Source organism: Citrobacter freundii complex sp. CFNIH2 (genome assembly GCF_002880615.1).
In the GTDB taxonomy this organism is placed as follows: Bacteria; Pseudomonadota; Gammaproteobacteria; order Enterobacterales; family Enterobacteriaceae; genus Citrobacter_A; species Citrobacter_A amalonaticus_F.
The window spans coordinates 3,448,520-3,470,298 of sequence record NZ_CP025757.1 but is presented as its reverse complement, the minus strand read 5'-3'; the positions used below and the strand labels follow the sequence as shown (position 1 = coordinate 3,470,298).

At 53.5% G+C, this 21,779-nt stretch carries 23 protein-coding genes, 1 tRNA gene and 1 pseudogene; 18 read left to right on the top strand and 7 right to left on the bottom strand.

Annotated features, from left to right (window positions below):
* Positions 1–4: 4 nt before the first annotated feature.
* Both kdsD and WM46_RS16905 read right to left on the bottom strand, forming a co-directional pair.
* On the bottom strand, positions 5–991 hold the full coding sequence (gene kdsD, locus WM46_RS16910; RefSeq protein WP_061076174.1) for an arabinose-5-phosphate isomerase KdsD: 987 nt from the start codon (positions 989–991) through the stop codon (positions 5–7).
* A 14-nt stretch (positions 992–1,005) separates the two neighbouring features.
* The gene (locus WM46_RS16905; protein ID WP_102602875.1) at positions 1,006–1,983 is read right to left on the bottom strand and encodes a calcium/sodium antiporter; all 978 of its coding nucleotides are present in this window, start codon (positions 1,981–1,983) and stop codon (positions 1,006–1,008) included.
* A gap of 208 nt (positions 1,984–2,191) precedes the next feature.
* On the opposite strand from WM46_RS16905, the gene mlaF reads away from it, so the two are divergent.
* From mlaF to murA, 7 genes are all read left to right on the top strand, one after another.
* Positions 2,192–3,004 (top strand): phospholipid ABC transporter ATP-binding protein MlaF, encoded by an 813-nt coding sequence (mlaF, locus tag WM46_RS16900; RefSeq protein ID WP_061076176.1) that lies wholly within the window; start codon positions 2,192–2,194, stop codon positions 3,002–3,004.
* A 7-nt stretch (positions 3,005–3,011) separates the two neighbouring features.
* Positions 3,012–3,794 carry a lipid asymmetry maintenance ABC transporter permease subunit MlaE gene (gene mlaE / locus WM46_RS16895; RefSeq protein WP_042325057.1) on the top strand — a complete coding sequence of 261 codons (783 nt, stop codon included), beginning with the start codon at positions 3,012–3,014 and terminating at the stop codon, positions 3,792–3,794.
* 4 nt (positions 3,795–3,798) lie between these two features.
* A complete protein-coding gene (gene mlaD / locus WM46_RS16890) occupies positions 3,799–4,356 on the top strand; it encodes an outer membrane lipid asymmetry maintenance protein MlaD (RefSeq protein ID WP_042325059.1) in 558 nt (185 codons plus the stop codon).
* Positions 4,357–4,374: 18 nt separating this feature from the next.
* A complete protein-coding gene (gene mlaC, locus WM46_RS16885) occupies positions 4,375–5,010 on the top strand; it encodes a phospholipid-binding protein MlaC (protein ID WP_061076177.1) in 636 nt (211 codons plus the stop codon).
* Positions 5,010–5,306, top strand: a complete 297-nt coding sequence (mlaB, locus tag WM46_RS16880) for a lipid asymmetry maintenance protein MlaB (protein ID WP_102602874.1) — start codon at positions 5,010–5,012, stop codon at positions 5,304–5,306. Before mlaC ends, mlaB begins: the two co-directional genes overlap by 1 nt.
* A 123-nt stretch (positions 5,307–5,429) precedes the next feature.
* The gene (ibaG, locus tag WM46_RS16875) at positions 5,430–5,684 is read left to right on the top strand and encodes a BolA family iron metabolism protein IbaG (RefSeq protein ID WP_042325065.1); all 255 of its coding nucleotides are present in this window, start codon (positions 5,430–5,432) and stop codon (positions 5,682–5,684) included.
* Positions 5,685–5,736: 52 nt separating this feature from the next.
* A complete protein-coding gene (murA, locus tag WM46_RS16870) occupies positions 5,737–6,996 on the top strand; it encodes a UDP-N-acetylglucosamine 1-carboxyvinyltransferase (RefSeq protein ID WP_061076179.1) in 1,260 nt (419 codons plus the stop codon).
* Positions 6,997–7,051: 55 nt separating this feature from the next.
* Here murA and sfsB read toward each other — a convergent pair whose 3' ends face one another.
* Positions 7,052–7,339: a DNA-binding transcriptional regulator SfsB gene (sfsB, locus tag WM46_RS16865; protein WP_061076180.1), complete on the bottom strand. Its 288-nt coding sequence runs from the start codon at positions 7,337–7,339 to the stop codon at positions 7,052–7,054.
* 227 nt (positions 7,340–7,566) lie between these two features.
* Positions 7,567–8,538 carry an octaprenyl diphosphate synthase gene (gene ispB, locus WM46_RS16860; protein ID WP_102602873.1) on the bottom strand — a complete coding sequence of 324 codons (972 nt, stop codon included), beginning with the start codon at positions 8,536–8,538 and terminating at the stop codon, positions 7,567–7,569.
* A gap of 258 nt (positions 8,539–8,796) precedes the next feature.
* Between ispB and rplU the strand changes: the two genes are divergently transcribed.
* The 4 genes and pseudogenes from rplU (at position 8,797) to cgtA (ending at position 11,667) form a co-directional block, all read left to right on the top strand.
* Positions 8,797–9,108 carry a 50S ribosomal protein L21 gene (rplU, locus tag WM46_RS16855; protein ID WP_042325074.1) on the top strand — a complete coding sequence of 104 codons (312 nt, stop codon included), beginning with the start codon at positions 8,797–8,799 and terminating at the stop codon, positions 9,106–9,108.
* A gap of 19 nt (positions 9,109–9,127) precedes the next feature.
* A complete protein-coding gene (gene rpmA / locus WM46_RS16850; protein ID WP_003861831.1) occupies positions 9,128–9,385 on the top strand; it encodes a 50S ribosomal protein L27 in 258 nt (85 codons plus the stop codon).
* Positions 9,386–9,514: 129 nt separating this feature from the next.
* A pseudogene (locus WM46_RS16845) lies at positions 9,515–10,479 on the top strand (DMT family transporter).
* 15 nt (positions 10,480–10,494) lie between these two features.
* Positions 10,495–11,667 carry an Obg family GTPase CgtA gene (gene cgtA / locus WM46_RS16840; protein ID WP_061076183.1) on the top strand — a complete coding sequence of 391 codons (1,173 nt, stop codon included), beginning with the start codon at positions 10,495–10,497 and terminating at the stop codon, positions 11,665–11,667.
* Between the two features lie 47 nt (positions 11,668–11,714).
* Here the strand turns inward: cgtA and dacB are convergent, their stop codons facing one another.
* Positions 11,715–13,148 (bottom strand): serine-type D-Ala-D-Ala carboxypeptidase, encoded by a 1,434-nt coding sequence (gene dacB / locus WM46_RS16835; RefSeq protein WP_102602872.1) that lies wholly within the window; start codon positions 13,146–13,148, stop codon positions 11,715–11,717.
* Between the two features lie 245 nt (positions 13,149–13,393).
* Between dacB and greA the strand changes: the two genes are divergently transcribed.
* The gene (gene greA, locus WM46_RS16830; protein WP_042325084.1) at positions 13,394–13,870 is read left to right on the top strand and encodes a transcription elongation factor GreA; all 477 of its coding nucleotides are present in this window, start codon (positions 13,394–13,396) and stop codon (positions 13,868–13,870) included.
* A gap of 145 nt (positions 13,871–14,015) precedes the next feature.
* On the opposite strand, the gene yhbY is transcribed toward greA, so the two are convergent.
* Entirely contained in the window at positions 14,016–14,309 is a 294-nt protein-coding gene (gene yhbY, locus WM46_RS16825) for a ribosome assembly RNA-binding protein YhbY (RefSeq protein ID WP_041686369.1), read from the bottom strand.
* A 126-nt stretch (positions 14,310–14,435) separates the two neighbouring features.
* Between yhbY and rlmE the strand changes: the two genes are divergently transcribed.
* The 6 genes from rlmE (at position 14,436) to WM46_RS16795 (ending at position 20,023) form a co-directional block, all read left to right on the top strand.
* Positions 14,436–15,065 (top strand): 23S rRNA (uridine(2552)-2'-O)-methyltransferase RlmE, encoded by a 630-nt coding sequence (gene rlmE, locus WM46_RS16820; protein WP_042291855.1) that lies wholly within the window; start codon positions 14,436–14,438, stop codon positions 15,063–15,065.
* Between the two features lie 99 nt (positions 15,066–15,164).
* Positions 15,165–17,096, top strand: a complete 1,932-nt coding sequence (gene ftsH, locus WM46_RS16815; RefSeq protein ID WP_042325087.1) for an ATP-dependent zinc metalloprotease FtsH — start codon at positions 15,165–15,167, stop codon at positions 17,094–17,096.
* A gap of 88 nt (positions 17,097–17,184) precedes the next feature.
* A complete protein-coding gene (folP, locus tag WM46_RS16810; protein ID WP_061076185.1) occupies positions 17,185–18,033 on the top strand; it encodes a dihydropteroate synthase in 849 nt (282 codons plus the stop codon).
* A complete protein-coding gene (glmM, locus tag WM46_RS16805; RefSeq protein ID WP_102602871.1) occupies positions 18,026–19,363 on the top strand; it encodes a phosphoglucosamine mutase in 1,338 nt (445 codons plus the stop codon). Before folP ends, glmM begins: the two co-directional genes overlap by 8 nt.
* Before the next feature lie 227 nt (positions 19,364–19,590).
* The gene (secG, locus tag WM46_RS16800; RefSeq protein ID WP_042325094.1) at positions 19,591–19,923 is read left to right on the top strand and encodes a preprotein translocase subunit SecG; all 333 of its coding nucleotides are present in this window, start codon (positions 19,591–19,593) and stop codon (positions 19,921–19,923) included.
* Positions 19,924–19,936: 13 nt separating this feature from the next.
* A tRNA-Leu gene (locus tag WM46_RS16795) sits at positions 19,937–20,023 on the top strand.
* Positions 20,024–20,223: 200 nt separating this feature from the next.
* On the opposite strand, the gene argG is transcribed toward WM46_RS16795, so the two are convergent.
* Positions 20,224–21,567 (bottom strand): argininosuccinate synthase, encoded by a 1,344-nt coding sequence (gene argG, locus WM46_RS16790; protein ID WP_102602870.1) that lies wholly within the window; start codon positions 21,565–21,567, stop codon positions 20,224–20,226.
* Positions 21,568–21,779 lie beyond the last annotated feature (212 nt).

Genomic DNA, 21,779 nt, shown 5'->3' with positions numbered 1-21,779 from the left:
ATTTCTACACAACGCCTGCACGCAGGAGATCATGCATATGTAACACACCGAGTAACTGGTCGCCATCGGCAACCATTACGGAGGTGATATGACGAGACTGCATTAAGTTCAGGGCATCGACCGCCAGAATTCCTGGACGCACGCGAATGCCCCCTGGCGTCATCACGTCGGCGATACCGAGCTGGCGCACATCAACGCCCATATCAAAGACGCGACGTAAATCACCGTCGGTGAAGATACCGTCGATCTTCATCGCATCATCGCAAATCACGGTCATCCCAAGGTTCTTGCGGGTTATCTCCAGCAGCGCATCGCGCAGGCTGGCTTCTTTGGTGACATGCGGGATTTCATCACCCGTATGCATAATATCGTTCACGCGCAGCAGCAGTTTACGCCCCAGCGCACCGCCCGGATGTGACAGCGCAAAATCCTCAGCGGTAAAGCCGCGCGCCTTTAACAACGCCACCGCCAGCGCATCGCCCATCACTAATGTGGCGGTGGTGCTGCTTGTCGGGGCCAGTCCAAGCGGACAGGCTTCCTGCGGTACTTTAACACACAGATGGACATCCGCAGCACGCGCCATGCTGCTTTCTGGTCGACCGGTCATGCAGATAAGCTGAACCTGCAGTCGCTTAAGAACCGGAATCAGGGCCGCGATCTCGCTGGATTCCCCGGAGTTGGAGATGGCAATCACTACATCCTGCGAGGTCACCATCCCCAGATCGCCGTGGGCGGCTTCGCCCGGATGAACGAAGAATGAGGAGGTACCGGTGCTGGCAAAGGTCGCGGCCATTTTGCGGCCAATATGCCCCGATTTCCCCATGCCCATCACCACCACTTTGCCGGTGCAGTTGAACATTTTTTCACAGGCGAGAGTGAAATCCTGGTTGATGTACTGATCGAGCTCCGCCAGGCCTTCACGTTCAATCGCCAGAACCTCTTTGCCGGCTTGCTGAAAGTCAAAACCCGGTTGTAACGCTAAGTGCGACATATGTCTGTTTCCAGTTATCCAACGAGAAGTGGCGATAGCCAATACAACGTCGCCAGCCATACGATAAAACCGCCGGTCAGCAGCACGCCCGCGCCGCGACTGGACTGGCGGGGACGCCGCCAGCAAACTAATGCAAAGATGATGCTCACCAGCAGCATCACGCTGTAATCACGGCTGAACGCCAGCGGATTGACGTCACCCGGCGTAATCAGCGCGGGAAGGCCGAGAACAATGGTGAGGTTAAAAATGTTCGCGCCGATGATATTGCCCACCGCGATATCGTTCTCACCTTTGCGCACGCCCGCGATGGCGGTTGCCAGTTCAGGCAGGCTGGTGCCAATGGCGATCACCGTCAGGCCAATCGTCAGTTCGCTCATCGCGAAGTAATTGGCAATCACAGTGGCGTTATCCACCACCATTCGGGTCGCCATCGGCATGATAATCAGCGCAATGCCCAGCCATAAAAACGCCACCGGTAATCCGCCTTCACGCGGCAACTCGGCAACCTGCTCCCGGGTGAGGCTGTCATTGCCCTGACGCTCAGCGAGACGGGCGATTTTAACAATGAACAGCAGCCATAACACGGCTAACAGTAAAAGAAAGATACCATCGCTGCGGCTGAGTTGTCCGTCATACAGTACGGATCCGGCCACAACGCTAACCAGCAACATTAGCGGCAATTCGCGACGCAGAACATCGGAATGCACGGTAAAAGGGTGGAGCAGCGCGGCAAGCCCGAGGATCAACAAAATGTTGGTAATGTTAGAGCCGAGCGCGGTGCCGACGGCTAAATCTAACTGCCCGTGCAGAGAGGCGGCGACAGAAACAATAATTTCAGGCAGAGATGTGCCTATACTGACTACCGTCATACCGATAATCAGCGGCGGGATCCCGAAGGTTCGACATAAGATTGACGCGGCAAAAACCAGGCGGTCGGCGCCGTAGACGACCAATAATAAACCAATAATTAACAGCGCCGTTGCTAAAAGCATCTAAAGTCCTTTCTTCAGGTATACTCGCCGGTCCACCGGGATCGTCTGGAAACCGTAACGAAGTCTTAATTTTGACTTTATGCAGCTAAAAAGTAAAACAAATGCCAGCTTTAGCTAACCAGCACGGGTAATATTCTGTAAATATGTTGGGTTCATGGCTGAATTCCACGCCATGCTGAGATCAACAAGCAACACGAAGGATGAATCAATGGGGCAGTCTGTGGCGAATTTAGTCGATATGCGCGATGTCAGCTTTACGCGCGGCGACCGCTGCATTTTCGATAACATCTCTCTGACCGTACCGCGTGGCAAGATAACCGCGATCATGGGGCCATCGGGCATCGGTAAAACGACGCTGTTGCGTCTGATCGGCGGACAAATTGTGCCGGACCAAGGAGAGATCTTGTTTGATGGCGAGAACATTCCTGAGATGTCTCGCTCGCGCCTCTACACGGTACGCAAACGGATGAGTATGCTGTTTCAGTCCGGGGCGCTGTTCACCGACATGAACGTGTTTGATAACGTGGCCTATCCGTTACGCGAACATACCACGCTTCCCCCGCCGTTGCTGAAGAGCACGGTGATGATGAAACTGGAAGCCGTCGGTCTGCGCGGCGCGGCAAAACTGATGCCCTCTGAACTCTCCGGTGGGATGGCGCGCCGGGCGGCGTTAGCACGCGCCATTGCGCTGGAGCCGGATCTCATCATGTTTGATGAACCGTTTGTCGGACAGGATCCGATCACCATGGGCGTGCTGGTCAAACTGATTTCTGAATTAAATAATGCGCTGGGCGTGACCTGCGTCGTGGTTTCTCACGATGTGCCGGAAGTCCTGAGCATTGCCGATCACGCCTATATTATGGCGGACAAAAAGATTGTGGCCCACGGCAGCGCGCAGGCGTTGCAAGAGAATGACGACCCGCGTGTGCGTCAGTTCCTGGATGGCATTGCAGACGGGCCGGTCCCGTTCCGTTATCCTGCGGGCGATTATCACTCTGATTTACTCGGAACAGGGAGTTGAGCCACTCATGCTGTTAAATGCACTGGCGACGCTGGGACATAAGGGGATTAAAACTCTCAGAACGTTCGGGCGCGCCGGGTTAATGTTGTTCAATGCGCTGGTTGGCAAACCGGAGTTTCGTAAGCACGCGCCGTTGCTGGTGCGCCAGCTTTATAATGTGGGCGTCCTGTCGATGCTGATCATTATTGTTTCTGGCGTGTTTATCGGCATGGTGCTGGGGCTGCAGGGCTATCTGGTACTCACCACCTATAGTGCGGAAACCAGTCTGGGGATGTTAGTGGCGCTGTCGCTGCTGCGTGAACTCGGTCCGGTCGTCGCCGCGCTGCTGTTTGCGGGGCGTGCGGGCTCTGCGCTGACCGCTGAAATTGGCCTGATGCGCGCGACCGAGCAGCTTTCCAGTATGGAAATGATGGCCGTCGATCCACTGCGCCGGGTGATCTCTCCGCGTTTCTGGGCGGGCGTGATTTCGCTGCCGCTGCTGACGATTTTGTTTGTGGCCGTCGGGATCTGGGGCGGTTCTCTGGTCGGCGTAAGCTGGAAGGGGATTGATGCTGGCTTCTTCTGGTCCGCGATGCAGAATGCCGTCGACTGGCGTCTGGATCTGGTCAACTGTTTGATTAAAAGCGTGGTGTTCGCCATTACGGTAACCTGGATTGCATTATTCAATGGGTATGATGCGATTCCAACCTCGGCGGGAATCAGCCGGGCAACCACACGCACCGTTGTGCACTCGTCGCTGGCCGTTCTGGGTCTGGACTTTGTACTGACCGCATTGATGTTTGGGAATTGAGTTCATGCAAACGAAAAAAAATGAAATTTGGGTGGGGATCTTCTTGTTAGCCGCATTGCTGGCCGCGCTGTTTGTCTGCCTGAAGGCGGCCAACGTGACCTCTATGCGCACAGAACCGACCTACACGATTTACGCGACATTCGATAATATCGGCGGCCTGAAAGTGCGTTCGCCAGTGCGTATCGGTGGTGTGGTCGTGGGCCGCGTGGCGGATATCTCCCTGGATCCGAAGACCTATTTACCGCGCGTGACGCTGGACATCGAAGAACGCTATAACCACATCCCTGATACCAGTTCGCTGAGCATCCGGACGTCCGGTCTGCTGGGGGAACAGTATCTGGCGTTGAACGTTGGTTTTGAAGATCCTGAGCTGGGAACGTCTATCCTCAAAGATGGCGGCACAATCCAGGACACCAAATCCGCGATGGTGCTGGAAGACATGATTGGTCAGTTCCTTTACAACAGCAACAGTAAAGGCGATGACAATAAGAATTCTGGCGATGCGTCGGCGCCGACCGAAGGCCATAATGAAGCCACTGGGCCTGCGGGCACAACGAATTAATCTCAGGAGAATCGAATTATGCTTAAGCGTTTAATGATGGTGGCTCTGCTGGTGATTGCACCGCTGAGCACCGCCATTGCAGCCGATCAGACCAACCCTTACAAGTTGATGGATGAAGCGGCGCAGAAAACCTTCGACCGCCTGAAAAACGAACAGCCGAAAATCCGCTCTAATCCGGACTATCTGCGTGATGTGGTTGATCAGGAGCTGCTGCCGTATGTGCAGGTGAAATACGCTGGCGCGCTGGTGTTGGGGCGTTACTACAAAGAGGCTACTCCGGCTCAGCGTGAAGCCTATTTCGCCGCGTTTCGCGAATACCTGAAACAGGCCTACGGCCAGGCGCTGGCGATGTATCACGGGCAGACGTATCAGATTGCTCCGGAACAACCGTTGGGCGATGCGAGCATCGTTCCGATCCGTGTAACCATTCTCGATCCAAACGGTCGCCCTCCGGTGCGTCTGGACTTCCAGTGGCGTAAAAACACCCAGACGGGTCACTGGCAGGCCTATGACATGATCGCCGAAGGTGTCAGCATGATCACCACCAAACAGAACGAGTGGAGCGATCTGCTGCGTACTAAAGGAATCGATGGTCTGACGGCGCAGCTGAAATCTATCTCGCAGCAAAAAATCACGCTGGAAGAGAAGAAGTAATGACGCAGTCACTCAACTGGACGCGTGACGGTGACAAGCTGTCGCTGGTGGGAGAACTGGACCAGGATGTGCTTAATCCTTTGTGGGATGCGCGCATTGAAGCGATGACCGGTGTGACCTGCATCGATCTCAGCCAGGTCTCCCGAGTGGATACGGGGGGACTGGCGCTGCTGGTCCATCTCATCAGTCTGGCGAAAGAGCAGGGCAACAACGTGTCGCTGTCGGGGGTGAACGACAAAGTCTTTACCCTGGCGGAACTCTATAATTTGCCGGCTGACGTGCTTCCGCGTCAGTAATATCAGTACGTTATTATCTACAGCCTCGCCGGATTGACCCGCGAGGCTTTTTGCTTATTTATGACAGCGCAACTTTGCTCTAAGATGTTGGGCTGTTTTCACAATCTGACGAATGAAGAGCCCATGGAAAATAATGAAATTCAGAGTGTGCTGATGAACGCACTCTCCCTCCAGGAAGTCCACGTCTCTGGCGATGGCAGTCACTTTCAGGTTATTGCCGTGGGTGAGATGTTTGACGGCATGAGCCGGGTGAAGAAGCAGCAGTCGGTCTATGCGCCGCTGATGGAGTACATTGCGGACAACCGCATTCATGCCCTGTCGATCAAAGCGTATACCCCCGCAGAGTGGGCGCGCGATCGCAAACTAAACGGTTTTTGAGTTACGGGTGATACACCGGTAACGACGATGAATTTTAACTGAGAACAACATCATGGATAAATTTCGTGTACAGGGGCCAACCCGGCTCCAGGGCGAAGTCACAATTTCTGGCGCGAAAAACGCCGCTCTGCCGATCCTTTTTGCGGCGTTGCTGGCGGAAGAGCCGGTAGAGATCCAGAACGTCCCGAAACTGAAGGACGTTGATACCTCGATGAAACTGCTGAGTCAGCTTGGCGCGAAAGTGGAACGCAATGGCTCCGTGCACATCGATGCCCGCGACGTGAATGTTTTCTGCGCACCGTATGACCTGGTAAAAACCATGCGTGCATCAATTTGGGCGCTGGGACCGCTGGTGGCCCGTTTTGGTCAGGGCCAGGTTTCTCTGCCTGGCGGTTGCACGATCGGCGCACGTCCGGTTGACCTGCATATCACCGGTCTGGAGCAACTGGGCGCCACGATCACGCTGGAAGAAGGCTATGTGAAAGCTTCCGTGGATGGCCGCCTGAAAGGCGCGCATATCGTCATGGATAAAGTCAGCGTTGGCGCAACGGTCACCATCATGTGTGCCGCCACGCTGGCGGAAGGCACCACCATCATTGAAAACGCCGCACGTGAACCAGAAATTGTCGACACGGCCAACTTCCTGATTGCGCTGGGCGCGAAAATCTCCGGCCAGGGTACCGATCGTATCACCATCGAAGGCGTAGAACGTCTGGGCGGCGGTGTCTATCGCGTATTGCCGGACCGTATCGAAACCGGGACTTTCCTGGTCGCCGCGGCGATTTCTCGCGGCAAAATCATCTGCCGTAACGCGCAGCCGGATACGCTGGACGCGGTACTGGCGAAACTGCGCGATGCCGGCGCGGATATCGAAGTAGGTGAAGACTGGATCAGCCTCGACATGCACGGTAAACGTCCAAAAGCCGTCAACGTGCGCACCGCGCCGCACCCGGCATTCCCGACGGACATGCAGGCCCAGTTCACGCTGCTGAACCTGGTAGCGGAAGGGACCGGATTCATCACGGAAACCGTGTTTGAAAACCGCTTTATGCACGTGCCTGAGTTGAGCCGTATGGGCGCTCATGCGGAAATCGAAAGCAATACCGTCATTTGTCACGGTGTCGATAAGCTCTCCGGCGCGCAGGTGATGGCGACGGATCTGCGTGCTTCGGCCAGTCTGGTACTGGCGGGATGTATTGCGGAAGGGACGACGGTTGTGGATCGTATTTATCATATCGATCGCGGATACGAGCGTATCGAAGATAAACTGCGCGCGCTGGGTGCCAATATCGAGCGCGTAAAAGCCGAATAAGTGTCAATGAAAGCAGTAGCCCCATTGCCGATGGCCGGGGCTACTGCTTTGTGCCTTACTCTACATCCTGCTTGTCACGACGTGCCGCCCGCATCATGCGCGTTCTGTCGATAAACGCATGGGTTTTCGCGTCATGGTAACGTGAAGGCCAGATCACCCAGGGATCCGTTCCGAGCGCTTTCGCAATGATCAGCTCGCCTTTCGGCCACGGTCGGGTTAAGGCGTTTGCCAGCGTGGAGGAACTTAATCCATTTCTGCGCGACTCGGCAGCCATTGATGTCCCTCTTTTACGTAATCCAGCAATGATATCTGCCGGATGCCAGTCAATGAGTTTGCTCTCCATTTATCCCCTCGTTTATGGTCATTCATCGTTGATTGACACAATCAATTTGCAGAAGACACTATACGCTCAGAGAATTGTCGTTCTAATATGTTCGAGTAAAGAGTTTGAATATTCAGAATTTATTAAGAGTTTTTGCTTTATTTGCAGTGGAGTAGAGAGATTGCGTGGGTTTTATTAGAGCTTTTATGAATCATCCCGCGCAGAGCAGCGGGATGATTCCATCGTTATTAACGGTCGCGCTGGACGGCGATATGTGCCAGGCCGATCAACGCTTCGCGCCATTGGGAATCCGGCAGCACTTGCAGCGCAGCGATGGCTTTGTCAGCCTCTTCTTCCGCACGCTGGCGTGTCCACTCCAGTGAGCCGCAGGCGTTCATCGCTTCCAGCACGGGCTCCAGGAGGTGTCGGCCATTGCCTTGCTCGATCGCATGGCGAATCATTTGCGCCTGCTCTGGCGTGCCGTTACGCATCGCATGCAGCAGCGGTAACGTCGGTTTGCCTTCGTTCAGGTCATCACCGACATTTTTACCGAGCTGTTCGCCGTCGGCGTTATAGTCCAGCAGATCGTCAATCAACTGGAATGCAGTGCCCAGATAGCGACCATAATCCTGCAGTCCTTTTTCCTCGGCTTCACTACAGCCCGCGAGGAGACCGGAACACTGCGCCGCCGCTTCAAACAGACGCGCTGTTTTACTGTAGATCACGCGCATATAGCTTTCTTCCGTAATGTCCGGGTCGTTAACGTTCATTAACTGCAGGACTTCACCTTCAGCAATGACGTTCACGGCTTCAGACATCACTTCCAGCACCTTCAGCGAGCCGAGGCTGGTCATCATCTGGAAAGCTCGGGTATAGATAAAATCGCCAACCAGCACGCTGGCGGCATTGCCAAACGCGGCGTTAGCCGTGGCTTTACCCCGGCGCATATCGGATTCATCCACCACATCGTCATGAAGCAGGGTGGCGGTGTGGATAAATTCGATCAATGCCGCGATCGTGACATGGGCATTTCCCTGATAGCCAACGGCGCGCGCCGCGAGTACGGCAATCATCGGGCGAATGCGTTTACCGCCACCGCTCACAATGTAATAGCCCAACTGATTGATCAGTTGGACGTCGGAATTAAGCTGTTCAAGGATTGTCGCATTGACACCCGCCATATCTTGCGCGGTTAACTCATTGATTTTTTCTAAATTCATCGCAAAAGCCGGGCTTTTCGCCCCGTTTACCTCATCATGCGGCAAGGTAACTTAGGGTTTAGGGTTAGAAATATATGCTGATTGTACTGAAAAAACGCCGCAGATAAACGTTACCATACACGTTGTGTTTTTTTTCTTCATGTATTGACTGTAGCACTTGTCAAAGGCTCACGTTTTGCGTAATATTCGCGCCCTATTGTGAATATTTATAGCGCACTCTGAATCATTGAAAAGGTGTGCGCGGAAGCGGAGTTTTTTATGTACGCGGTTTTCCAAAGTGGTGGTAAACAACACCGAGTAAGCGAAGGTCAGACCGTTCGCCTGGAAAAGCTGGACATCGCAACTGGCGAATCTATTGAATTCGCTGAAGTTCTGATGATCGCAAACGGTGAAGAAGTCAAAATCGGCGTTCCTTTCGTTGATGGCGGCGTTATCAAAGCTGAAGTTGTTGCTCACGGTCGTGGCGAGAAAGTTAAAATCGTTAAGTTTCGTCGTCGTAAACACTATCGTAAGCAGCAGGGCCATCGTCAGTGGTTCACTGATGTGAAAATTACTGGCATCAGCGCCTAAGACCTGAGGAGAGATTTAAATGGCACATAAAAAGGCTGGCGGCTCAACTCGTAACGGTCGCGATTCAGAAGCTAAACGCCTGGGCGTTAAGCGTTTCGGTGGCGAATCCGTTCTGGCGGGTAGCATCATCGTTCGTCAACGTGGTACCAAGTTCCACGCTGGCACTAACGTAGGTTGCGGTCGTGACCACACTCTGTTTGCTAAAGCAGACGGTAAAGTGAAATTTGAAGTTAAAGGCCCGAACAACCGTAAATACATCAGCATCGTTGCTGAGTAAGTTTTTCGTGGTCCGGTAACGGATAAAAGCCCCGCAACCTGTTGCGGGGCTTTTTACATTCGACGACCGGTAAATATGCTCGTGAAACCGTTTTGCACCGGATAACGAGCCCTTGCAGGGAAAACGGGCATGAAGCAGCAGGCTGGCATTGGTATTCTTTTGGCGCTCACAACGGCGGTGTGTTGGGGGCTTTGCCAATTGCTATGAAGCAGGTGCTGGAGGTGATGGAGCCTCCTACCATCGTTTTTTACCGTTTTTTAATCGCCAGTGTTGGCCTCGGGGCGATTCTGGCCGCGAAGCGTAAGCTTCCGCCGCTGCGCATTTTTCGCAAGCCGCGTTGGCTGGTCCTGTTGGCGATTGCTACCGGTGGGCTCTTTGGCAACTTCATCCTGTTCAGCTCTTCCCTGCAGTATTTAAGCCCAACGGCTTCGCAGGTGATCGGCCAACTGTCGCCGGTGGGCATGATGGTCGCGAGCGTATTTATCCTTAAAGAGAAAATGCGCGGTACGCAGATTGTCGGCGCGATAATGCTGTTGTGCGGACTGGTGATGTTCTTCAATACCAGTCTGATCGAAATTTTTACCAGGCTGACCGATTACACCTGGGGTGTCATTTTTGGCGTCGGTGCGGCTACGGTCTGGGTAAGCTATGGTGTCGCGCAAAAGGTGTTATTGCGGCGTCTGGCATCACCGCAGATTCTGTTTTTACTGTACACTTTATGTACGATAGCGCTATTGCCGCTGGCGCAGCCCGGCGTGATAGCTCAGCTCAGTGACTGGCAGCTAGCCTGTTTAATTTTCTGTGGGCTGAATACACTGGTAGGATATGGCGCCCTGGCGGAAGCGATGGCGCGATGGCAGGCAGCGCAGGTGAGCGCATTAATCACGCTCACCCCGCTGTTTACGCTGTTATTTTCAGATCTTTTATCTATGGCCTGGCCCGATTTCTTCGCCAGACCGATGTTAAACCTTCTCGGTTATCTCGGTGCGTTTGTCGTGGTTGCGGGCGCGATGTACTCCGCCATTGGTCATCGTATTTGGGGCGGATTACGTAAGCATGAATCGGTGGTATCGCAGCCCCGCTCAGGCGAATGATTTACGGAGAGTAAAATGAAGTTTGTTGATGAAGCAACGATTCTGGTCGTTGCAGGCGATGGCGGTAATGGTTGCGTAAGCTTCCGCCGTGAGAAATATATCCCGAAAGGCGGTCCGGACGGCGGCGATGGCGGTGATGGTGGCGACGTCTGGATGGAAGCAGACGAAAACCTGAACACCCTGATCGACTACCGTTTTGAGAAATCTTTTCGCGCAGAGCGAGGTCAGAATGGCGCCAGCCGTGACTGCACCGGTAAACGCGGGAAAGATGTCACCATTAAAGTGCCGGTAGGGACGCGTGTGATCGACCAGGGCACGGGCGAAACCATGGGCGACATGACCAAACACGGTCAGCGTCTGATGGTCGCAAAAGGCGGCTGGCACGGTCTGGGTAACACCCGCTTTAAATCCTCCGTCAACCGTACGCCGCGGCAGAAAACAATGGGGACGCCGGGTGACAAGCGTGACCTGCTGCTGGAGCTGATGCTGCTGGCGGATGTGGGCATGCTGGGGATGCCAAATGCCGGTAAATCGACCTTTATCCGAGCGGTCTCTGCGGCGAAGCCTAAAGTGGCGGATTATCCGTTTACCACGCTGGTGCCGAGCCTCGGCGTTGTCCGTATGGATAACGAGAAGAGCTTCGTGGTCGCGGACATTCCAGGGCTGATTGAAGGCGCTGCGGAAGGTGCTGGTCTGGGCATCCGCTTCCTGAAACACCTTGAGCGTTGCCGCGTACTGCTGCACCTCATCGATATCGATCCGATCGACGGTTCCGATCCGGTTGAGAATGCGCGCATCATCATCGGCGAGCTGGAAAAATACAGTCAGGATCTGGCAGCCAAACCGCGCTGGTTAGTGTTCAACAAGATCGATTTGCTGGACAAAGCCGAAGCGGAAGAGAAAGCCAAAGCTATCGCGCAGGCGCTGGGCTGGGAAGATAAGTACTATCTGATCTCTGCCGCCAGCCAACTGGGCGTGAAAGATCTCTGCTGGGATGTGATGACCTTTATCATCGAGAACCCGATTACTCAGGCGGAAGAAGAGAAGCAGCCAGAGAAAGTCGAGTTCATGTGGGATGATTATCATCGCCAGCAAATCGCAGAAGTGGAAGAAGAAGCAGAGGACGACTGGGATGACGACTGGGACGAAGACGACGAAGAAGGCGTCGAGTTCATCTATAAGCGTTAATCTCAAGAAAACCCCGGCATGTTGCCGGGGTTTTTGTTTCTGCTGACTCAGTTATTCTGATAGATATCTTTGTACAATCGGCTTTCAAAGCGAACCAGCGGAATGCGGCGGTTACGTTGATCGGCAGGTTCTACCGCATAACCCGACAGATATTGTACAAACGCCATCCGTTGCCCGCTTACGGTGGTAATAAAGCCCGCCAGGTTGTATACCCCCTGCAATGACCCCGTTTTCGCTGAGACCTTACCGTCGACGCCCGCCTGATGCAGACCCGCACGGTACTGCAGAGAGCCGTCATAGCCCGCCAGCGGCAGCATTGAGATGAAGTTCAGCTCGTTGTCGTGCTGTGCGATGTATTGCAGTACCTGCATCATGGTAGCGGGGGCAATCAGGTTATGGCGCGACAGGCCGGAGCCATCGGCAATAATCGTGTTGCCAATATCGACCCCTGCTTGCTGACGCAGGATTTGCCGCACGGCATCGGAGCCCGCACGCCACGTTCCCGGTACATTAAACCGTGCGTGACCAATCATCCGGAAGACGGTATCGGCAATCATGTTGTCCGACTTTTTCAGCATAATCTTAAGCAGATCGTGCAGCGGCGCAGACTGCTTGCTTGCCACAATGGTGCCTGGCTCATTGACCTGCGTCTGGCGTAATAACGTTCCGCTGTAGGTGATACCGGCCTGTTTGAGCTCATCTTTCAGGATCGCCCCGGCATAGCTGGCGCCGTCCTGAATGGCAAATGCCAGCGGCAGAGGGTCGGCACGCTGCGGCAGACACCCGGTCAACGTGAAGCGGTTTAAATCGCCCGGCACCACGTCCAGCTCACAATATTGCGCCTCCGCAGAGCCGCGCGCGAGGGTGCGAACCTGGCTGAACATCGTGACCGGGTAGTAAGACGCCACGCGAATATAGGCCAAATCGTTCGCTTTTTGCGCGCTGTAGAGCGAAATCGAGAAGCAGTTTCGATCGACAATGGCGGCCGCAGGCGGCGCGCTGAAGCACTGGGTCATGTCGTTCCAGGGCCATCCCGGCGCTTTATCGTGACTGGCAAAAACAGAGGTATCAATCAGGACATTTCCGGTGATTTGCGTGACGCCTGATTTTTTCAGGTTCGCTACCATATTCCGAATATCCTGTCTTTTTAGCGTCGGATCGGCACCAAATCGCGCCACTAAGTCACCTTTGAGAACGCCCGCATCAACGCTACCTTTGGTCTCCAGCGTGGTCGTAAAGCGGAAGTCAGGGCCAAGCTGAATTAAGGCCGCCAGCGCGGTAATCACTTTCTGCGTACTGGCAGGAAGTGCCATTTGCTGACTATGATAATCAATTGCGGGAGTCGGGGCGCCGACCTTCTGAACCATGAGGGCAAGGTTGGCTCCGGCAGGGAGCTGGTTGATGTACTCGTCAACGTTCGCGGCCTGGACGCTGAACGCTACACTGGTGGTCAATCCGATGATAAATCTGGAAAATCGCATAATCTCGCGCTAACAACCTGGAAACAAGCCGTCATACTACGGCGCAATGCCCTGGAAAGTAAACGATGACCCATAGGGAACTCCAGGGTAAAATACGTATCAAATTAAGAATTGTAGCTGACCTGGACCTTGCGTCCGGGTCGGTATTTTTTTGCTTCTGGCCCGGGTATGACGCCATACCGGGGCAGGCTTAACAGCCGGGGCACAGCGTCGCCCCCTACAGGAATGTTCAAGAGGTATAACCAATGCAAGCGATTCCGATGACCTTACGTGGTGCAGAAAAATTACGCGAAGAGCTGGATTTTCTGAAATCTGTGCGCCGCCCTGAAATTATCGCCTCTATTGCCGAAGCGCGTGAGCATGGCGATCTGAAAGAGAATGCGGAATATCACGCGGCGCGTGAACAGCAGGGGTTCTGTGAAGGTCGTATCAAAGACATCGAAGCGAAGCTGTCGAATGCACAGGTCATCGATGTCACCAAAATGCCGAATAACGGTCGCGTTGTCTTTGGCGCGACGGTCACCGTTCTGAACCTTGATAACGACGAAGAGCAGACCTGGCGTATCGTGGGCGATGACGAAGCGGACTTCAAACAGAACCTGATTTCCGTCAACTCGCCAATTGCACGCGGTCTGATTGGCAAAGAACAGGATGACGTCGTGGTGATCAAAACGCCGGGCGGTGAAGTGGAATATGAAGTCACTAAGGTAGAATACCTGTAAGTGCTCAAGATGTTGATGTATTGTAAAGAAAGGAAAAAGGCCGCATAGCGGCCTTTTATCAACGAAGAGAGCGTGGCATTTTGCTCTCCTGCTTGCGGGAAATCCCTCGTTTTACACAGGTTTTGTGTTCGACTTTAGGATATTCTTAGCGTGGCAGCGAGATTTTGCGTTCTTTACTCGGGCGATAAAGCACCAGCATTTTACCGATGACCTGTACATTACAGGCGCCGGTTTCGCGCACGATAGCGTCCACGATCAAGGTTTTTGTTTCGCGATCTTCAGACGCGACTTTCACCTTGATAAGTTCATGGTGCTCTAACGCTTGTTCAATCTCGGCCAGTACCCCTTCGGTCAAACCATTATTGCCAAGCATAACGACCGGCTTGAGCGGATGTGCCAGACCTTTCAGGTGCTGTTTTTGTTTAGTACTCAGATTCATCGTATATTTTTGCTTACGTTGGGATTGAAAACGGGTCATTCTACCGCCATCTCCCATATATCGCCAAATAGTGCGTGGAAATTTACGCCGTATGGCAACGATGTTCTGCCCCGATGGGAAAGTTAAATGACAGGTAAGAAGCGTTCTGCCAGCTCGAGTCGCTGGCTTCAGGAACACTTTAGCGATAAATATGTTCAAGAGGCACAGAAAAAGGGGTTGCGTTCCCGTGCCTGGTTTAAACTTGATGAAATACAGCAAAGTGACAAACTTTTTAAGCCGGGGATGACAGTAGTCGATCTCGGTGCTGCGCCAGGAGGCTGGTCACAGTATGTGGTCTCGCAGATTGGCGGCAAAGGCCGTATCATCGCTTGTGATCTTTTACCTATGGATCCTATCGTTGGTGTGGACTTTCTTCAGGGCGATTTTCGTGATGAACTTGTCATGAAAGCGCTGCTGGAACGCGTGGGTGACAGTAAAGTCCAGGTTGTCATGTCAGATATGGCACCAAACATGAGCGGAACACCGGCGGTGGATATCCCCCGTGCCATGTATCTGGTGGAACTGGCGTTAGAAATGTGTCGTGATGTGCTAGCGCCAGGTGGCAGTTTTGTAGTGAAGGTGTTCCAGGGCGAAGGTTTCGATGAGTACCTAAGGGAAATTCGCTCCCTGTTTACGAAGGTGAAAGTTCGTAAGCCGGACTCTTCTCGCGCACGTTCGCGTGAAGTGTATATTGTAGCGACCGGGCGTAAACCATAACTGGTCGATTTCAGACGAAAGTTTGAAAGACGCTGGATATAGAGTATCCTGACGCTGTTTTTAACACAGTTGTAATAAGAGGTTAATCCCTTGAGTGACATGGCGAAAAACCTAATACTCTGGCTGGTCATTGCCGTTGTGCTGATGTCAGTATTCCAGAGCTTTGGGCCCAGCGAGTCTAATGGCCGTAAGGTGGATTACTCTACCTTCCTGCAAGAGGTCAACAACGACCAGGTTCGTGAAGCACGTATCAACGGACGTGAGATTAACGTTACCAAGAAAGATAGTAACCGTTACACGACTTACATTCCGGTAAACGATCCGAAGCTGCTTGATAACCTGCTGACTAAGAACGTCAAGGTTGTGGGTGAACCACCAGAAGAACCGAGCCTGCTGGCTTCCATCTTCATTTCCTGGTTCCCAATGCTGCTGTTGATCGGCGTCTGGATCTTCTTTATGCGTCAGATGCAGGGCGGTGGTGGCAAAGGCGCCATGTCGTTCGGTAAGAGCAAAGCGCGCATGCTGACGGAAGATCAGATCAAAACCACTTTTGCCGACGTCGCAGGCTGTGACGAAGCGAAAGAAGAGGTAGCGGAACTGGTCGAATACCTGCGCGAGCCGAGCCGCTTCCAGAAACTGGGCGGTAAAATCCCGAAAGGCGTCCTGATGGTCGGTCCTCCGGGTACTGGTAAAACCTTGCTGGCGAAAGCCATTGCAGGTGAAGCGAAGGTTCCATTCTTTACGATTTCAGGTTCTGACTTCGTGGAAATGTTCGTCGGTGTCGGTGCATCTCGTGTGCGTGACATGTTCGAACAGGCCAAGAAAGCAGCACCGTGTATTATCTTCATCGATGAAATCGATGCTGTAGGTCGCCAGCGTGGCGCAGGTCTGGGTGGTGGTCATGATGAACGTGAACAGACCCTGAACCAGATGCTGGTTGAGATGGATGGTTTCGAAGGTAACGAGGGTATCATCGTTATCGCGGCAACTAACCGTCCAGACGTTCTTGACCCTGCGCTGCTGCGTCCAGGCCGTTTCGACCGTCAGGTTGTGGTCGGCTTGCCGGATGTGCGTGGTCGTGAACAGATCCTGAAAGTGCATATGCGTCGCGTACCGCTGGCGCCGGATATCGACGCGGCAATCATTGCCCGTGGTACGCCGGGCTTCTCCGGTGCGGACCTGGCGAACCTGGTGAACGAAGCGGCATTGTTTGCTGCTCGTGGCAACAAGCGCGTCGTGTCGATGGTTGAGTTCGAGAAAGCGAAAGACAAAATCATGATGGGTGCGGAACGTCGCTCCATGGTGATGACGGAAGCGCAGAAAGAATCGACCGCGTACCACGAAGCAGGCCACGCGATTATCGGTCGCCTGGTACCGGAACACGATCCGGTGCATAAAGTGACGATTATCCCGCGCGGTCGTGCGCTGGGTGTGACCTTCTTCCTGCCTGAAGGCGACGCGATCAGCGCCAGCCGTCAGAAGCTGGAAAGTCAGATCTCCACGCTGTACGGCGGTCGTCTGGCAGAAGAGATCATCTACGGTGTTGAACATGTTTCTACCGGTGCGTCGAACGACATTAAGGTTGCAACTAACCTGGCGCGTAACATGGTGACCCAGTGGGGCTTCTCCGACAAACTCGGTCCGCTGTTGTACGCGGAAGAAGAGGGCGAAGTATTCCTCGGTCGTAGCGTTGCAAAAGCGAAACATATGTCCGATGAAACCGCGCGTATCATCGACCAGGAAGTGAAAGCGCTGATTGAGCGTAACTACAATCGTGCGCGTCAGCTCCTGAATGACAACATGGACATCCTGCACGCCATGAAAGATGCGCTCATGAAATATGAGACCATCGATGCGCCGCAGATTGATGACCTGATGGCTCGCCGCGATGTTCGCCCGCCAGCTGGTTGGGAAGAACCGGGCTCTAACAATTCTGACAACAATGGCACACCTCGTGCGCCGCGCCCGGTTGATGAACCGCGCACGCCGAACCCAGGTAATACCATGTCAGAGCAGTTAGGCGACAAATAAGTTACCGTTGTTGATGACTGCGTTTTATTGAAAACCCTGGTGCTTGCTCCGGGGTTTTTTCTTATCAATTTATACCAGGGATAACACCATGAAACTCTATGCCCAGGGCACTTCACTGGATCTTAGCCATCCTCATGTGATGGGGATCCTTAACGTCACGCCGGATTCCTTCTCAGATGGTGGAACGCATAACACGCTGATTGAGGCGGTTAAACATGCCAATCTGATGATTAATGCCGGGGCGACCATCATTGATGTCGGCGGTGAGTCTACGCGCCCCGGTGCGGCGGATGTGAGTGTGGAAGAGGAACTGGCGCGTGTTATCCCGGTGGTTGAGGCGATTGCCCAACGTTTTGAAGTCTGGATTTCGGTGGATACCTCAAAGCCTGAAGTGATCCGCGAATCAGCAAGAGTGGGCGCTCACATCATTAACGATATTCGCTCGCTCTCTGAACCCGGCGCGCTGGAGGCAGCGGCAGAAACCGGTTTGCCGGTTTGTCTGATGCATATGCAGGGACAGCCGAAGACCATGCAGGAAGCACCCAAATATGAGGACGTGTTTGCGGATGTAAATCGCTACTTTATTGAGCAAATAGCACGTTGTGAAAGGGCTGGCATCGCAAAAGAGAAATTGTTGCTCGACCCGGGATTCGGTTTCGGTAAAAATCTCTCCCATAACTATACATTACTGGCGCGACTGGCTGAATTTCACCATTTTAACCTGCCGCTGCTGGTGGGAATGTCACGTAAATCGATGGTGGGCCAACTGCTCAATGTGGGTCCATCAGAGCGTCTGAGCGGTAGCCTTGCCTGTGCGGTCATTGCTGCTATGCAGGGGGCGCAGATCATTCGTGTCCATGACGTCAAAGAAACCGTAGAAGCGATGCGTGTGGTGGAAGCCACATTGTCCGCAAAGGAAAACAAACGCTATGAGTAACCGTAAATATTTTGGCACTGATGGGATCCGTGGTCGCGTGGGCGATGCGCCGATTACGCCTGATTTTGTACTGAAGTTGGGCTGGGCGGCCGGTAAAGTCCTGGCGCGCCACGGCTCGCGTAAAATCATCATCGGCAAAGACACCCGAATTTCCGGTTACATGCTGGAGTCAGCGCTTGAAGCGGGCCTGGCGGCGGCAGGGTTGTCCGCCTCGTTTACAGGACCAATGCCGACGCCTGCGGTTGCTTACCTGACGCGTACTTTCCGCGCCGAAGCCGGGATTGTGATCTCCGCATCGCATAACCCCTTCTACGACAACGGTATTAAATTCTTCTCCATCGACGGTACCAAGCTGCCCGACGCCGTCGAAGAAGCCATTGAAGCGGAGATGGAAAAAGAGATCACCTGTGTGGACTCCGCTGAGCTCGGTAAAGCCAGCCGCATCGTTGACGCAGCGGGGCGTTACATTGAATTTTGCAAAGGCACATTCCCGAACGAGTTGAGCCTGAATGAACTTAAAATTGTGGTGGATTGCGCCAATGGAGCAACCTATCACATTGCGCCTAACGTGCTGCGTGAACTGGGTGCGAAGGTGATTACCATTGGCTGTGAGCCAAATGGCGTGAATATTAACGAAGAAGTCGGCGCCACCGATGTGCGTGCCTTGCAGGCCCGCGTGCTCGCGGAAAAAGCCGATCTGGGTATCGCGCTGGATGGCGACGGCGACCGCGTGATCATGGTTGACCATGAAGGCAATAAAGTCGATGGCGATCAGATCATGTATATCATCGCCCGTGAAGCCCTGCGTCAGGGACAACTGCGCGGTGGCGCGGTCGGGACGCTGATGAGCAACATGGGTCTGGAACTGGCGCTCAAGCAACTCGGCATTCCGTTTACCCGTGCGAAAGTCGGTGACCGCTACGTGCTGGAAAAAATGCAGGAAAAAGGCTGGCGTATCGGCGCGGAAAACTCTGGTCACGTCATTCTGCTGGATAAAACCACCACCGGTGATGGCATTGTTGCCGGTCTGCAGGTGGTGGCTGCGATGGTGCGTAACCACATGAGCCTTCACGATCTGTGCAGCGGCATGAAAATGTTCCCGCAGATTCTGGTGAATGTGCGTTACACCGCCGGCAGCGGCGATCCGCTGGAAAATGAAACGGTGAAAGCCGTGACCGCGGACGTGGAATCCGCACTGGGAAGTCGTGGGCGAGTACTGCTGCGTAAATCGGGCACTGAGCCGTTAATCCGCGTGATGGTTGAAGGCGAAGACGAAGCCCAGGTGACCGAGTTCGCCCATCGCATCGCGGATGCGGTCAAAGCGGTGTAAGACAGACTTAACTGCATAAAAAGGCGGCGTTTGCTGCCTTTTTATTAAAGGGAAAACCGGCTTTTGCTGTTTTTTTCCGCAGTTGATACAATGCACTAAAATTGCCCTTGCGAAGGTCATTCGCTTTGGTTAGTATTCACACCCGCTTCAGTGGGAAACAGTAAAATATCCCGCGTTATTGGTTAGAAGCATTGGTATGCGGCAACTCCGCAAGGAACAGGTTGATTATGTACGAAGCTCTTTTGGTAGTTTTCCTTATTGTGGCAATTGGCCTTGTGGGCTTGATCATGCTGCAGCAAGGTAAAGGCGCTGATATGGGAGCCTCCTTCGGAGCAGGCGCTTCCGCTACGCTGTTTGGTTCAAGTGGTTCTGGTAACTTCATGACCCGTATGACGGCTGTGCTGGCGACATTGTTCTTTATCATCAGTCTGGTGCTGGGCAATATCAACAGCAACAAAACCAATAAAGGAAGTGAGTGGGAAAATCTGAGTGCGCCGGCGAAAACCGAACAGCCTCAGCCAGCTGCTCCGGCTAAGCCGACCAGCGATATCCCACAGTAATCGTAGTATCCGTGCTGAGGTGGTGGAATTGGTAGACACGCTACCTTGAGGTGGTAGTGCCCTAACGGGCTTGTGGGTTCGAGTCCCATCCTCAGTACCAATATTCCGAAAGAAAGACGCTGAAAAGCGTCTTTTTTTTCGCCTGTCATTTGTGGCTGTCCTGTGTAGGCCTGATAAGCGTAGCGCCATCAGGCGTTGTGATAATGTCGGATGGCGGCGTAAACGCCTTATCCGATCTACAGACGCCCTATATTCCGCGCATAAAAAAGGCCGCTTTCGCGGCCTTAAGATGATGAATATTTATTTCGCTTTATTTTCCAGATTCTCAACCTGTGGTAGGCCGGTTGCGGAAGAGGCGGTCAGCAGACCAGACTGCGCATAGCCGAACAGCTTCTCGCGGGTATCGGTGATATCCAGGTTACGCATGGTCAACTGCCCAATACGATCGTCCGGTGAGAACACGGAGTCACCTTTCTCCATTGTCAGACGCTCTGGCTTATAGGTCAGGTTGTCGGACACGGTATTGAGGATCGAATAGTCGTTGCCGCGACGCAGTTCCAGCGTCACTTCACCGGTAATCTGGCTGGCGACCCAACGTTGCAGACCATCACGCAACATCAGCGCCTGAGAATCGAACCAACGGCCCTGATAGAGCAGACGACCTAACTGACGGCCGTGGGCGTGATACTGCTCGATGGTGTCTTCGTTGTGGATACCCGTCAGCAGACGCTCATAGGCGATATGCAGCAGCGCCATCCCAGGGGCTTCGTAAATACCACGGCTTTTGGCTTCAATAATACGGTTTTCAATCTGGTCGCTCATTCCCAGACCGTGACGACCGCCGATGCGGTTCGCTTCCAGCATCATTTCCACATCGTCACTGAAGGTCTTACCGTTCAGCGCGACCGGATGACCCTGTTCGAAACGAACGGTGACTTCTTCCGCCGCGATCTTCACGTTCTCATCCCAGAACTTCACGCCCATGATTGGGTTGACGATCTTGACGCTGGAATTCAGAAACTCGAGGTCTTTGGCTTCGTGCGTCGCGCCGAGCATGTTGGAGTCCGTGGAGTAGGCTTTTTCGACGGACATTTTGTAGTCGAAACCGCAGGCGATCATAAACTCAGACATCTCATGACGGCCGCCCAGTTCATCGATAAAATCCGTATCCAGCCACGGTTTGTAAATCTGCAATTCAGCGTTTGTCAGCAGGCCATAGCGATAGAAACGCTCGATGTCGTTTCCTTTATAGGTGCTGCCGTCGCCCCAGATATTGACGCCATCTTCTTTCATCGCTGCAACCAGCATGGTGCCGGTGACTGCACGACCCAGCGGCGTGGTATTGAAATAGGTGAGCCCGCCAGTGGTGTTATGGAATGCACCGCACTGAATCGAGGCGATACCTTCAGCAACCAGTTGTTTACGGCAGTCGATCAGTCGAGCGTTCTCTGCACCGTATTCCATTGCACGACGAGGGATCTCATCATAGTCCTCCTCGTCTGGCTGACCCAGGTTCGCAGTATATGCATATGGGACAGCCCCTTTTTGTCGCATCCACAGCAGTGCCGCGCTGGTGTCCAGGCCGCCGGAAAAAGCGATACCAATACGTTGACCTACCGGGAGATGCTTGAGAATCGTCGTCATAAAATAAAACCCTGCTTGATAGACTGAAGGTGAGATCGGCTTTCTGCTCTCAGTGCATTTTTATGCAAAATAAATGAGTTTTCATTTAATCATCTTTTTACGGAGACAGGAAGAGTTTCGTGTTTTTTTCCGCAAATTACGCTGATGACGGCGTGTCAGGTTATGTCGTTAACAAGGTTGACACAATGGGGGGGTAATCAATATAATACGCG